The sequence below is a fragment of the Bacillus thuringiensis genome (assembly GCF_022095615.2).
Taxonomy (GTDB): domain Bacteria; phylum Bacillota; class Bacilli; order Bacillales; family Bacillaceae_G; genus Bacillus_A; species Bacillus_A cereus_AG.
The window spans coordinates 517,991-531,514 of sequence record NZ_CP155560.1; the positions used below are offsets into that span (position 1 = coordinate 517,991).

Sequence of the window (13,524 nt, forward strand, 5' to 3'; positions counted from 1 at the left end):
ATACAACTTTGGAGGAATTATCATGGTAAAATATATTTCGATTCTTGGTTCAACTGGCTCAATTGGTACGTCTGCATTAGATGTAGTCACTTCTCATCCGGAACATTTTAAAATTATTGGTTTAACAGCAAATCACAATATTGACCTTCTTGAACAACAAATACATACATTTCACCCTCGAATTGTAAGCGTAAGCACAAAAGAATTAGCAGATGCACTTCGGAAGCGAATTTCGAAGGACACAAAAGTCACATATGGAACAGATGGATTAATTGAAGTTGCAACTTACCCTGATTCTAATCTTGTATTATCTTCAGTTGTCGGTGTTTCTGGTCTCCTTCCAACAATTGAAGCATTAAAAGCGAAAAAAGATATAGCAATTGCGAACAAAGAAACATTAGTTGCGGCAGGGCATATTGTGACAGATTTAGCGAAACGAAACGGCTGCCGCTTAATTCCAGTAGACAGTGAGCACTCTGCCATTTTTCAATGTTTAAATGGGGAAAATACTCAAGAAATCGAGAGGCTTATTGTTACTGCTTCAGGCGGTGCATTTCGAGATAAAACGCGTGAGGAAATGGAAATCTTACAAGCTAAAGATGCCTTAAAGCATCCCAACTGGTTAATGGGAGCAAAACTAACCATTGATTCAGCTACTTTAATGAACAAAGGCTTTGAAATCATGGAAGCACGTTGGTTATTTGATATCCCTTATGAGAAAATTGATGTTTTAATTCATAAAGAAAGTATTATTCATTCTTTAGTTGAATTTATAGATGGCTCTATCATGGCACAGCTCGGTGCCCCTGATATGAGAATACCGATTCAATATGCGTTTCATTATCCAACTAGATTACTATCAGACTATAAAAAATTAAACCTATTAGAGATAGCTAGCCTACATTTTGAAAAACCAAATTTCAAAAAATTCCCTTGCCTACATTATGCATATGAATCCGGGAAAATTGGTGGTACAACACCTGCTGTTTTAAATGCAGCGAACGAAATTGCAAATTCGCTATATTTACAAAATGAAATTTCATTTTTTGATATTGAAAAAACAATTTATTCTACTCTTGAAGCTCATCATAGCATTGCAAATCCAGATTTGGAAACAGTATTAGACGCCGATCATTGGGCTCGTGAATATGCAAACGAATTATTAATTAGAAGATGACAAAAGGGTTAGAACAAAACTCGTCTTTTTTAGCTCTCCATTTTACGCTTTCTTTTGTTTGAATACATTTACGTTCACAGAATTGTAAAGAAATGTATTCAAGATATCGCATGCAGAAGGATTTATAGTGATTATTAGTTATGGTCATTGGGAAAGTTCTTTTTAATTAATATAAGCTATATAAGGAATAAAGAAACCTAAAAACCTGGAGGTAATTATGAAAACTTTCATATATATGGTTAGACACGGAGATTCACCAAAGTTTGGAAAAGAAGGAACAAGAGGATTAACTGAAAAAGGAAAATTAGATGTTCAACGAATAACAGATGCATTACAAGGTGAGGAAATCGACGTTGTTATCTCGAGTCCATACAATCGCTCAATTCTAACTGTTCAGCAGTTAGCGAAGCAAATAGGACAAGAAGTTATAGTATTTGAGGACTTAAAAGAGAGAATTTTTATTGCTGAAGAGGAACGAATGTCGGATAAAGAATTATTCCCTTTGATAGAAAAGTCATTCATAGACCCCGACTTTGCTTTAATAGGAGGAGAGTCGAATGTCGACTGTCAGAAACGTGCTATAAAAGTTTTAAAAAAATTATTGAACACCTATCGAGGACAGAAAGTAGTAGTAGGCACACATGGAGCTGTAATGACTTTGATGATGGGATATTATGATAGTAAGTATGATTTGAATTTTTTACTACAGACATCAAAACCAGATATATATAGAATGGAATTCAATGGGCAGGAATTGGTGGAAGTTAAAAAATTGTGGGAAATTTCATAGATTGACTTTATTCATCCATAGCTTACCTAAATGACGTGTATTATAAGAAAAAGGGTTACTGCGGTAACCCTTTTTCTTATGGCATTGACGGGGATTGAGTTCAACAATATAAAAATTCGGTTTCTTAGCGTACAAAACTCACGTTTTGTTCTTGCTATCCCGAGGTGAAATGGGAGGGAATGTTTTTGGGCAGGATATTTTTAAAGTTATTTTTTAAATCAATCCTATTGGTTCTCTTATGCGGTATAGTTGTCTTTTCTATATTTCAGATTATTTTTGTCTGGAGTGTTTCGACAGGATTAGGAAGAGATGATATAGTCGGCTTTTCTGATAATACGTATGTAATTGGTCGTCCACCTGTTAGCTATAATTTATATAAAAAAGATAGTGGGGAAACTATATTAGATAATGTTATTGGTTATAAAAAAGGAAAAACTAAAAGCTATATTCGGAATGAAATTGAATTTGTAGTGATAAATGAGACAAAGGGTAGCTATGAATTGTATAAAATAGAAAAGGCTTCAGAAAAGGATATAGAACGGCTGAAAGAAATGAAGAAATTAGAATAAAAGAGGCTATCTGAAAGGTGAATATGTACACTTGTTATTGTTAGATATAAAAATTGGTTTAGATTGATAACTGAGTTTTATTTCATGAAAAGAGTATAATCTTTCCTTTCCATATGTTATTTATCATTTAAAATCTTCTCAAATTATTTCTTTAAATTACACTTTAAATGATGATTCTTTATAAAATACACAAAAAACCCGTCACAGTATTGTGACGGGAAAATAAAAAAATTCTGATGACTAACTACTATTACTATTTATTTGGAGCTTTTAAAGCATCCAATACTATTTTGGTTGCTTCTGCAATAAGCTTATCATCGTATTTAGCATCCTCTTTATCATGATTAGAAAGTATCGCAAGAACAATTGGCTTTTTATTTGGTGGCCAAATAATTGCGATATCATTTCTGGTTCCATAAGATCCCGAGCCAGTCTTATCAGCTACTTCCCATCCTCCTGGAACTCCAGCACGAATTAAGTTGTCTCCCGTAGTATTTCTTTTCATCCAATCTATTAATAAATTCCGTTTCTCAGTTGAAAGTACATCTCCTAGAGCGAAAGCCTGCAGACTAGTGGCTAATGCCTTTGGGGTACTAGTATCATGAGTGTCTCCTGGATGCACTTCGTTTAATTCTGGTTCAAAACGTTCAGGGTTTGTAACGGTATCTCCTATTTCTCTCAGTGATTTTTTGAATTCACTAGGCCCACCTAATTGTTTAAGAATAAGATTTTGTGCCGTATTATCACTATATCGAAGGGAAGCATCTGCAAGCTCTTTCAGAGTCATACCTTTATCAACATACTTTTCTGTAATTGGATTGTAATTAACAAGATCTTCACGAGTATACAAAATTCTTTGATTGAGATCTTCTATTGATTTCTTTTGTAAAAGTACTCCCACGGCTAGAGCTTTGTGGGTAGAAGCGTATGCAAACCGTTCATCTGATTGATAAGTAATGGTTTGATTCGTATCAGTGTCCAAGGCATAAATACCGAGTTTAGCGTCAAATTCTTTTTCAAGCTTAGCAAAAGAATGATTAACTGTATTTTCTTGTTTGGCTTGTTTAGGTGGTTCAGATTGAGTATTACTATTGGAACAGCCTATAAGCGTTGCGCATGAAAGAAATAATACAGGTACAATCTTTTTGTAAGGTAACATGTTAAAAAACTTGTTTAAGACTAACATAAATTTTCAACCTCTTTCATAAATATATGGTTTTCGTCTAGGTGTTCTAAATATCAATACAATTAAAGAGGGTATAGGGTAACACTCTTCTTGCATCACTCTTATCATAAACACCTGTTTTATACGTATAATTAATAGACAATCTAAGTAGCAAGTTTGTTCCATTTAAAGAAATAAGAAGATGTTTTTGGAAATCATCACCTGAAATAATGGACATTTAGGGTAAAGGGAATTTACTTTAATTCCATAGTTGTGGAAACGTTAAAGTAGAAATTTAATGTTTTTTGTAAAAAAGAATTGACTTTCGAAGTCGTTGTAACTAATATGGTTACATAAGATGTAACTTATTTAGTTACAACGACTTCCTTTTTTAAGAAAAAAATTTATATATTTAATTAAGGATAGCGGTCTATACGTTGTTGTTTAGTGCAGAAAATTACTACTATATTAACAACTATTCATATTCTTAACGGTAGTATTTCCTGCTTTAGAGCTAAAATGTGCAGTGTTATCTTTTATAAATAATTTTAGTGATCTTTTTTTGGAAGGATTAGTTTTTGGGGAAAATAATAAGGTTGCTAAAAAAGATGCACTTTTACAAACTAAAAAGCTAGCTAAGAATTTTTAAGTGATAGCTGAACTAGCTAATAAAAATAAAGGTAGGAGATTTAAATGGAGAAAAAACAAGATAACCTTATATATGTATGGGACGCATATTGTGGATGGTGCTATGGTTTTTCAGAAAATATTAAAGGATTTTACAAAGACCACACTGAAATGCCGTTAACAGTTTTATGTGGGGGGTTATTTTTAGATGATCTACCAATAAAAAATTTCTCATATATAGAAGAGGGAAATAAAAGAATTAATCAACTTACAGGCGCAGAATTTGGTCCTTCCTATCAAAAATTGGTGGAAGAAGGTACTTTTAAGATGAATTCAAAAGATGCTGCAATTGGCTTTTCAGCTTTACGCTCATTAGCACCAGACCGTTTGTTAGAATTCACGTCTGCTATGCAAAAAGCGTTTTATTATGATGGACAAAGCCTAAGTGATCCTGAGACATATCGTAAGATTGCAATTGAGCATGGTTTGGACCCTGAACAAGTATTAGAACGTTTAAACGCTCAAGAAACAATAATAGATGTCCAAAATGATTTCAATAAAGTTCGACAGCTTGGTGTTAATAGCTATCCTTCCTTACTTTTACAAAAGGATAATCAAATTATTCCTATTGGTGGTGGCGTAATGACACCGGACAAAATTGAAGCGCGTTTTAAAAATTTATATTAAGAAAATTTAGGATACAGTAGCAAACATGTTATCTTAGACCACCTGACGTTGATCTCCGGAATATTCGCCAGTACTATTACACTTTCAGATAAATGGGAGTGGGAGATTTTATCGGAACAAGATAAAAATATGATAATTAGTTAATAACTTTAACAAAAGGAGAATAGCATTCTATGTTTAAAACAATTGATATAAATCAAAAAGATGTAAAATTGACGGTGTTTAGTTCAGACGAAAAAAGTTTTATGGTCACTGCAACCTTAGTTGAGAAAGCAGGACATGCATTTTTAATAAACTCAAAATTTACTCAATCTGATTCGAAAGAAATTGTGGATTATTTGAAAAATAATAACTTATCTCTAGATAAAATCTTTATTATCCATGGGGATCCTGATTACTATTTTGGGTTAGAAAGTATTAAAGCTGCTTACCCAGATGCTATAGCGTATGCTACAGAGTCTACGGTTGAACATATTGTTCATTCTGTATTAGGGAAATTGAAAGTTTGGAAAGATGCACTTGGAGAAAATGCACCAAGTAATGTGGTATTACCTCAAGTGTTTAAGGAAAAATCTATTGATTTTCAGGGACTAACATTTGAACTAGTAGGCTTAGATCATTACAGAACTAGCTTATTTAACAGAGAACTGAAATTATTAATTGGGGGAATAGATGTATTTAACGAAATCCATCTATTCTTAGCAGATACTAGTTCAAAAGCAGCAATGGAGGCATGGATTGAGAACTTGAAAGTGCTACAGGCTTTAAATGCGGACGTAATTGTACCGAGCCATGGATCAATTGAAAAATCCTTAGATAATCAAGCGATTACTGCAACTATGGATTATTTAAGAACTGCAATTCAGGCTTCTGAGGAAAGTAAAACTTCAAAAGATTTTGTAGCAAAACTTGAAACAGCATATCCAGGCTATGCTAATAAAGGTGTATTAGAATTAAGTGCAAAAGTTGTAACAAAAGAAATGCCTTGGGGTTAATGCGATGAATAGATATCAAAAACTATTACATGAAACATATGTGTTAACTGGTGAAGGAAAAATGGATGCGTTCAAAACGTATTTAAGTGAAAAGGTATCTTGGACAGAAGCTGCTGGCTTTCCATATGCGGGCACTTATATAGGTCCTGATGAAGTAGTGAAAAATGTACATGAACGTCTTGGAACTGAATGGGATAACTATAGCGCTAAAGATGAAATTTATGCTTTTAATAACAATACTGTTATTGTGTATGGAAAATATAGTGGAACATATAAAGTAACAGGGAAATCATTCATAGCAGATTTTTGTCATCTTTATGAGTTTGATGAGAACGATAAGGTTAAAAAGTTTATTCAAATTGTGGACAGTGCAACTGTTAATGAGGTATTAAGTTAGAGTTACTAGTTTCTGACATGCCTCGTATAGGGAGTATTGTTAGGAAAGATGGATTTTCCTAACAATATCTCTTACATCACATTCTGGGTAAGGTTTATCCTTTATCGAATATGAATCATAAAATTAGAAGAGGTAGCTATATATGAAAATAGAGAAAAATTTAATAGTAATAATTATTTCTGTGTTTATTTTAGGAATTGTGTCGACTTTGATATTTCAAGCTTCAACTAGTAATACCAAAGGTCATTCACCAAAGAGCGAGAATGTTGCACCAGTATCGAAAGATAATGTGACAGAAAAAGAAAAGAATAAAAAGATGGTAGTTGATTTCTATAATGAAGTTTTTAACAAACATAATATCGATATTATCCCTAAATATGTAAGTGAAGATTATAAGCAACATAATCCTTTTGTTGCTGATGGACGAAAAGCCTTCATGGATTTCTTTAAGGAGGACTTTGTAAAAAATCCAAATTCCTCTGCAGAGATTAAACGTGTAGTAGCTGAAGGAGATACAGTTGCTCTTCATGTACACTCTCGTACTAATTCTCAAGATAAGGGAGTTGCTATAGTGGATATTTTTCGTATAAAGGATGGGAAGATTGTTGAACATTGGGATGTAATTCAAGAGATTCCCAATGAGGCAGCTAATAATAATACGATGTTTTAAGATGAGTAAAAATAAAGGGATGCCCTAGATATGTTACTAGGACATCCTTTTTTGTTTTAATAAGATTTAATCTAATATGGTGTATAGGGTACTTATTATATGTATTTTTTATTACCGCACAAACCATGCCTAATCAGTATTTACGAGTTGCGCTATCCTCTACAAACTCATTAGAAGATTTGAAAACAGGGTTAGAAATACTAAAACAATATCTCGGCTAGTTTAAAAAGAATACAGCAGACATTTACTAAAATAAAGGAAAATGCTATTTAACAGTAAAATTGTAGTAAAAACTCTTCTATAGGCAAGAAGAGTTTTTTGGTGAGTCTATAGCGTGCTGGGGGGAATTAGTATTTTTATAATAAATAACAATAAATAATTATATATAAATATAATGTATTTATGTTATTATGTTTATGTTGGAAAATAAAGTATATTTTTATTCGCAAAAATAATTAGGAGAAGAAGGGGAAATAGCATGAAAATGAAAAAAATGATTTTAACAGGTGCAGTACTTGCAGCAACAACTTTAACATCTTTAACAAATGTACAGGCAGATACAACATTTAAAGATGTTCCTACTGATCATTGGTCATATAAAGCAATTATGGATCTAAAAGAGAAAAATATCGTAGCTGGTTATGGAAATGGCATATATGGTTTCGGTGATAGTATTACACGTGGTCAAGTTGCTAGATTGCTTTATGTATACTTGAAACCAGTAGATGTAGATGCTAAATTTCAAAATCCATTTACGGATATAAAAGGTACTATGTTTGAAAAAGAAATCTTAGCAATCACAAATGCAGGGATTATGAGTGGATATGGTAATGGAAAGTTTGGACCAAATGAGGTCCTTAATCGTGAACAATTGGCAGCTGTTCTAACACAAGCATTTCAATTAAAAGCAACAACTGTCACAACTTTCAAGGATGTTGACAAGAATTATTGGGCTACGAAGGCAATCAGTGCAGTGCAGGAAAGTAAAATTGCTGCTGGTACAGGAAGTAACTTATTCGAGCCAAAAAGAGTTGTAACTCGTGAGCAATATGCACAGTTTCTATACAATGGAATTAAAAGTGTGAACAAACCAGAAACAAAGCCAGAGACAAAGCCAGAGACAAAACCAGAAACAAAGCCAGAGACAAAACCAGAAACAAAGCCAGAGACAAAACCAGAAACAAAGCCAGAGACAAAACCAGAAACAAAGCCAGAGACAAAGCCAGAGACAAAACCAGAGACAAAACCAGAGACAAAACCAGAGACAAAGCCAGAAACAAAGCCAGAAACAAAGCCAGAAACGAAACCAGAAACAAAACCAGAGACAAAACCAGGAGTAACACCAATAGGTATTCCAAATGCGCTAGTGACAGATGATTTTTTCTTTGATAGATATTCAATTGAAATTTCACCTGTAAGAGAGCAATCTATTTCTAAACAAGGTCAAAATCTTGTTACTGAAGTAAATAAGAAATATAATGCGAATTTAAGATATAGATACGTAGCATCAGAAATTGATCTATATACTCCTAATTTGCCAAGAATGATTGATTCTCATGGTTCATTTTCGTTTGTTGGGAAGGATGCAGATAATTTCTATTTCGTGTTTGTCGTTGACAAATCAACTATTGAGCTAGCGAAAAACTGGATGCATATGATAAATCCGAATTTCACACTTGATAAAGAGATTGATAAATTAGTAAATCCAAATCCAGAATTAAAAAAAGAAATTGATAGTTTTGTAAAAAATAATAAGGATTATATCAATCGTTTTGAAAAAGATAATCATAGCGTAGAAATAGCTATAAGTCCTCTACATTCAATAAGCCCTGGAGAGTCTGTAGTTACTCTAAATCCAGATTACTCTATATTACACGTTTCTGTACAAGCAAAATAATATTTTAAGTCATGTATCGATTTTCGTACAGGGAAGTATGGACAATATTAGAGCTTAGAGATTTTTTAATGAAAAGATTTGATAGCATATACAAAGTGGAGCAATATAAAAAGGGAAGAAAACATTCTTCCCTTTGCATTAGTATCTATTCTGTGTACATTAAAATAGGATATTAACCACCGTGATCTCCATGTTCCATCATCATAATAACAGGTGTAACAGATTTATTGTTACCCTTGTCAGAGGAAATACCTGTTGTCAAAGTTAAGGCTGTTAAAACGCCCATCAATCCTAATACTAGTTTTTTCATTTTAAGGACTCCCTTTCTTTGATTTTTTGTCGTGTCTTTGTGGCCAGATAGAAGTATTCACTTGATTTAATATGGTTTCTTTCTTCATAGAATTTAACAGCCAAATACTCTTGGCTATCTTCCACATACTCATATAGTGATTCGCTTTCAAAGTAAGATATTCCTTCAAGTGCAGTCTTTTCTAAATCTTCTCCAGGTACATTAGAGATGAGGCAGTTTAAAATAGAGAATAGATGGATATACTCTGTATTGCCTAATTCGAGGCATATGCTATAACCTTTATCGACTAAATCCTTCGCAATATCAGGTTCATTCAATTTATAATGTTCTCTTGCTTTTAAGAAGATTGCCTTGTGATGTTTAGGATTATGGTTTATTACTTCCGAAAGATATCTAATTGCCAAAGGAGAGAGGTTTTGACTAGAGTACATATACCCTAGGTTATGTCTAACCATAAGAATATACTTTTCCTCATCAAGCTTTTGAAATATATCCATAGCCTTAATAAGGTGTTCTTCTGATAATGCCCATTCTTTTAATTTTGTACATGCAGTTCCAAGAAGATTCTCACAGAACCCGACGTTACGTTCATAGTTCTCGTGTTGTTCAAAAATCTCTTTTGCTTTGGACGTATATTTAACTGAGTTAAGTGATTCATAAATATCATAATGAAAAGCACCTAGTTTATAGTAAAACTCCGCCTTTTCAATCTCGTCGGGTACCAATTCAAGAAGAGATTCTGCTTTGTCAAAGTGTTCTTTTGCAATTGCATAGTTACCAATACCCGAAGTATGTATTGCTTTAAAGAAATGATAGTAGTAAGTTAAAAAGTTGTTTGTTGGAATTTCAAATGCTTCAACCTTATCAAAGCTATTTGCAGAGACACCTAAGTTGTCTACAATGTATTGGAAGCGGAAGTCTAAAAGGGAGTAATATAATTGTAGATTCTTATCTTCTTCTATATCGTTAATCTTTTTATCAATCTCTTCTTTCAGTCTATGCGCTTGACCGATTCTTCTTGCACGGATTTCTATATACCATTCATTTAAAAGCTGTGTAATCTTATCGTTCCCCTTAACTGAAACGTTCATAGTATCCTCCTCATCCTATATATATCATATATACCTTAATAAATATCATAACAGAAATTAGAAAGGAATAAATCCATCATATACCATTTCTCAATAAAAGAAAGAAAATTCAGTTAATTAATAATAGCAGCCCTTGTTATATATGTTTTGAGGGCTACCGTAAAATGACGATTACTAGACTCAAAAAAAGTATAGCACCAAAAAGAAGACTTACATAATTTTAAACAATAGCTACTATTTCATTTCCTATGCTGTAACGATGGAATATTCTCTTTTTTTCGTCAGTGTTTGAACCAATAATTAAAATGTCTTAATTCCTTTAGCAAGACTTGTAAAATTCCAACAGTTCAACTGGTATATTATTTTTGTATGCTATACATGCTTTTGTATCACCAGGCTGAATGGTCTTTTTGTCAATTAACAAAAGCGCAGCAAACGTATTCGCTTCTATCTCTAATTTATCAACGGAAAAGAATGTATTCTTACGCAAAAAAGGTGTATTTGCATGAGTATGTAGAACCGCATGTCCTAATTCATGAGCACAAACAGTTCTCTGCATAAATGGAGATAAATTAGTATTAATAACAATGAAACGATTTCTTTTTTCATATTTATAAAAACCATTTATTTCTTCATGTAAATCCCATGTTAGTACATGTATTTTTAAGTAATCTGCAAGCTCATAGGGGTTTGTCGTGTTGTATTTGGTGCTAAGTTGTTGGACTAGATCTTTAATGACGAATTTCAATTTATTCCCTCCTAAGCTTGCATCAGTTATCGTCTGGATTACGATATTTCTTAGGCACGTATTTTTTATTGATTACTTTCGTTTGTTTGACAATGTAATCCATTGCATCTAATAGTGATTCTACAGCTTCTTGACTCATAGGTTCACCAGAGAACATTAACCCATCTTCTCCTTGCAGGTCCTTTTTTATTTCTTCCATTCTTTTTGCTATGTCTTTCTCATCTTTTGGCGTTAATTGCTTCTTTTTTTCGTCCGTAACAGCTCGTCCTAGCAAATAGTCAGCTGAAACTGAAAAGCAATCCGCTAATTTAGTTAGAACATCATGTGGAGGGAATCTCTCTTCTGATTCGTAGTAACCTATCATTCTTTGTGAAACTCCAATTTTTTCAGCCAGTTGCTTTTGTGTTAAATTTTCTTTTTTTCGTAAGGATTTTATTCTAACTCCTATCACATTGTTCACCTCTCTAATTGAACTAATTGTTCTTTATAGATTTATCTTAGCACAAAAAGTTCTTTTTCGCATTGACAAAGAACAATAAGTTCTTTAATCTGTATTTAGAACTAATTGTTCTTACGGAGGTGGACTAATGGGTAACAAAATGTACGATCTGGAAAAGAAGTTTTATAAAGAACTTGCTAGTTATTGTGGAGTTACAGAGCGTTATATTCGAATGATTGATCAAAAAGAAAGAACCCCTTCAATGAAAATTGCTAAAAAGATTGCACAGTTTTTTGATATGAGTGTAGATGATATTTTTTTTAATAATAAATCGAACTTTAAGTTCTTTTTAACTTCGTGTTGGTGTGAAAAGGGTAAAAAATAGCTTTCATAATTAGGAAGTTGATGGTAATGAGTGCAGAACTTTCAAATTAAATATTCGTTCTTAACGATAATGGAGAGGTAGATATTATGGGGATTTTTCGAGTTAAAAAGGATAATAATTATTCCGTCATAAATAATACAGGGTTAAAAGATAAAAGGCTTTCTTGGAAGGCGAAGGGGATATTAGCATACATACTTACACTTCCAGATGATTGGGTTTTTTATAGAGAGGAATTATCTCAACATGCAAAAGATGGTATTAATAGCTTAAGAGCTGGAATGAAGGAATTAAAAGAGTATGGATACATTAAAAGATTTCCGATTAGAGATGAAAAAAATAAAATTGTAAGATGGGAGACAATTATTTACGAAATCCCAGTGGATGATTTTTCACCAGTGGAAAACCTACCTGCTGAAAATCCTGTTGATGGGAATCTACTGGCTGAAAATCGCAAGCTACTAAATACTGATATACAAAGTACTAAAAAACTAAACACTGATACACAAAATAAGGATCATCATGATAATAAGGAAAAATCACTCTCACAAAGAGTGATAAATGAAGATTTCAAAATAAGTCATAAATTTTTGTTGAGGAATGGGATACTGTTAAGTGAAATAGCTATTGCAGAGCTCGTTGAATTTTGCGAAGCATTAGGTAGGGAACTAATTTTGGAAGCAGTAAAGAGATCAATTGATGAGAATATACCAAAGTGGAGGTATGTACGTGGAATTCTTAAAAATTGGGAAAGTCAAAAAGTAAAAACACTTAATGATGTAGTTGTGTTAGATGCACAGTTTGATTTGTGTAAGAATAAAAAACAATTTAGGTCAGGGTATACCAAACGAAAAGAACTGGTACCAGAATGGCTACGTGAAATAGAAGAAGTTCCAGAAGAGCAGCCTAGACAAAATAATGAGTTAACTATTGAAGAAGAGCGTGAGAGATTAAAAGATTTATTAAGAAAATATAAATCATAATTAATATTCGTAAATTCAATTAAACGGATTATAAAGGTTACATTATCTTTAGTGATAACAATAAAAGCTGAATTAAAATAAAGAAAAATAGGGGGATTATTATATGTTTGACTGGCTGAAAGATTATCAGAAACTAGAAGAAGAAATTGTATATTTAGAATATAACTTAGAAAAATCAAAAGCAGAGTTAAAGCGCTGGACTAGCGGAGACTTGCAAAATGTACGATTAACTGCTGAATCGGAAGGGGCTAGGGTAGAAGATCGGATTGAAGCTATTGAATATGAATTAGGACATAAGATGAATGAAATGTTCAATTTAAAGGTTTTAATTAATAAGTTTGCAGGATTAGATCATCAAATACTCAAAATGAAGTATGTTGATGGAATGACTTTAGAACAAATAGCGTTTGACTTGCATTATAGTACAGGCTATATCCGACGAAAACATGCTGAAATAAGAAAGATTGTCAAGTTTTTAGATGAATTTTAATGTTACCTTTTTGTAGGATACATGCGGTGTACAGAAAGTCTTGAAAAAGTGATTTATAGTAGTAATATAAGATTTCGACGAAAGAGCAACTATTTTTATGGTTGCTC

16 protein-coding genes are annotated in these 13,524 nt (G+C 32.6%); 11 read left to right on the forward strand and 5 right to left on the reverse strand.

Going from position 1 to position 13,524, the window contains the following annotated elements; translation table 11 throughout:
• Positions 1 to 22: 22 nt before the first annotated feature.
• The 3 genes from KZZ19_RS29265 (at position 23) to KZZ19_RS29275 (ending at position 2,536) form a co-directional block, all read left to right on the forward strand.
• Positions 23 to 1,177 carry a 1-deoxy-D-xylulose-5-phosphate reductoisomerase gene (locus KZZ19_RS29265; RefSeq protein ID WP_237982286.1) on the forward strand — a complete coding sequence of 385 codons (1,155 nt, stop codon included), beginning with the start codon at positions 23 to 25 and terminating at the stop codon, positions 1,175 to 1,177.
• 217 nt (positions 1,178 to 1,394) lie between these two features.
• Positions 1,395 to 1,967: a histidine phosphatase family protein gene (locus tag KZZ19_RS29270; RefSeq protein WP_226546108.1), complete on the forward strand. Its 573-nt coding sequence runs from the start codon at positions 1,395 to 1,397 to the stop codon at positions 1,965 to 1,967.
• 185 nt (positions 1,968 to 2,152) lie between these two features.
• Positions 2,153 to 2,536: a hypothetical protein gene (locus tag KZZ19_RS29275; protein WP_226546107.1), complete on the forward strand. Its 384-nt coding sequence runs from the start codon at positions 2,153 to 2,155 to the stop codon at positions 2,534 to 2,536.
• 253 nt (positions 2,537 to 2,789) lie between these two features.
• Here KZZ19_RS29275 and bla read toward each other — a convergent pair whose 3' ends face one another.
• Positions 2,790 to 3,722: a class A beta-lactamase gene (gene bla / locus KZZ19_RS29280; protein WP_237982285.1), complete on the reverse strand. Its 933-nt coding sequence runs from the start codon at positions 3,720 to 3,722 to the stop codon at positions 2,790 to 2,792.
• Positions 3,723 to 4,394: 672 nt separating this feature from the next.
• On the opposite strand from bla, the gene KZZ19_RS29285 reads away from it, so the two are divergent.
• From KZZ19_RS29285 to KZZ19_RS29305, 5 genes are all read left to right on the forward strand, one after another.
• Entirely contained in the window at positions 4,395 to 5,015 is a 621-nt protein-coding gene (locus tag KZZ19_RS29285; protein WP_237982284.1) for a DsbA family protein, read from the forward strand.
• A 173-nt stretch (positions 5,016 to 5,188) separates the two neighbouring features.
• The gene (locus KZZ19_RS29290) at positions 5,189 to 6,010 is read left to right on the forward strand and encodes a cytoplasmic protein (RefSeq protein ID WP_098654120.1); all 822 of its coding nucleotides are present in this window, start codon (positions 5,189 to 5,191) and stop codon (positions 6,008 to 6,010) included.
• Positions 6,011 to 6,014: 4 nt separating this feature from the next.
• A complete protein-coding gene (locus KZZ19_RS29295; protein ID WP_016089859.1) occupies positions 6,015 to 6,407 on the forward strand; it encodes a nuclear transport factor 2 family protein in 393 nt (130 codons plus the stop codon).
• Between the two features lie 142 nt (positions 6,408 to 6,549).
• Entirely contained in the window at positions 6,550 to 7,077 is a 528-nt protein-coding gene (locus KZZ19_RS29300) for a nuclear transport factor 2 family protein (RefSeq protein ID WP_226546103.1), read from the forward strand.
• Between the two features lie 478 nt (positions 7,078 to 7,555).
• Positions 7,556 to 8,974: an S-layer homology domain-containing protein gene (locus tag KZZ19_RS29305; protein ID WP_348638061.1), complete on the forward strand. Its 1,419-nt coding sequence runs from the start codon at positions 7,556 to 7,558 to the stop codon at positions 8,972 to 8,974.
• A gap of 172 nt (positions 8,975 to 9,146) precedes the next feature.
• Here KZZ19_RS29305 and KZZ19_RS29310 read toward each other — a convergent pair whose 3' ends face one another.
• The 4 genes from KZZ19_RS29310 to KZZ19_RS29325 all read right to left on the reverse strand — a co-directional run bounded on the left by KZZ19_RS29310 (position 9,147) and on the right by KZZ19_RS29325 (position 11,574).
• Positions 9,147 to 9,284, reverse strand: a complete 138-nt coding sequence (locus tag KZZ19_RS29310) for a hypothetical protein (protein WP_167519267.1) — start codon at positions 9,282 to 9,284, stop codon at positions 9,147 to 9,149.
• Positions 9,281 to 10,375, reverse strand: a complete 1,095-nt coding sequence (locus tag KZZ19_RS29315; protein WP_226546101.1) for a tetratricopeptide repeat protein — start codon at positions 10,373 to 10,375, stop codon at positions 9,281 to 9,283. The genes KZZ19_RS29310 and KZZ19_RS29315 overlap by 4 nt, the downstream gene beginning before the upstream one ends.
• Before the next feature lie 319 nt (positions 10,376 to 10,694).
• The gene (locus KZZ19_RS29320; protein WP_226546100.1) at positions 10,695 to 11,123 is read right to left on the reverse strand and encodes an ImmA/IrrE family metallo-endopeptidase; all 429 of its coding nucleotides are present in this window, start codon (positions 11,121 to 11,123) and stop codon (positions 10,695 to 10,697) included.
• Between the two features lie 22 nt (positions 11,124 to 11,145).
• The gene (locus KZZ19_RS29325) at positions 11,146 to 11,574 is read right to left on the reverse strand and encodes a helix-turn-helix domain-containing protein (protein ID WP_097818962.1); all 429 of its coding nucleotides are present in this window, start codon (positions 11,572 to 11,574) and stop codon (positions 11,146 to 11,148) included.
• A 136-nt stretch (positions 11,575 to 11,710) separates the two neighbouring features.
• On the opposite strand from KZZ19_RS29325, the gene KZZ19_RS29330 reads away from it, so the two are divergent.
• The 3 genes from KZZ19_RS29330 (at position 11,711) to KZZ19_RS29340 (ending at position 13,417) form a co-directional block, all read left to right on the forward strand.
• Positions 11,711 to 11,947, forward strand: coding sequence for a helix-turn-helix transcriptional regulator (locus KZZ19_RS29330; protein ID WP_237982282.1), 237 nt, complete (start codon positions 11,711 to 11,713; stop codon positions 11,945 to 11,947).
• An 86-nt stretch (positions 11,948 to 12,033) separates the two neighbouring features.
• The gene (locus KZZ19_RS29335; RefSeq protein WP_097818964.1) at positions 12,034 to 12,927 is read left to right on the forward strand and encodes a DnaD domain-containing protein; all 894 of its coding nucleotides are present in this window, start codon (positions 12,034 to 12,036) and stop codon (positions 12,925 to 12,927) included.
• Positions 12,928 to 13,030: 103 nt separating this feature from the next.
• A complete protein-coding gene (locus tag KZZ19_RS29340) occupies positions 13,031 to 13,417 on the forward strand; it encodes a hypothetical protein (protein WP_097818965.1) in 387 nt (128 codons plus the stop codon).
• The last annotated feature ends 107 nt before the right edge of the window (positions 13,418 to 13,524 follow it).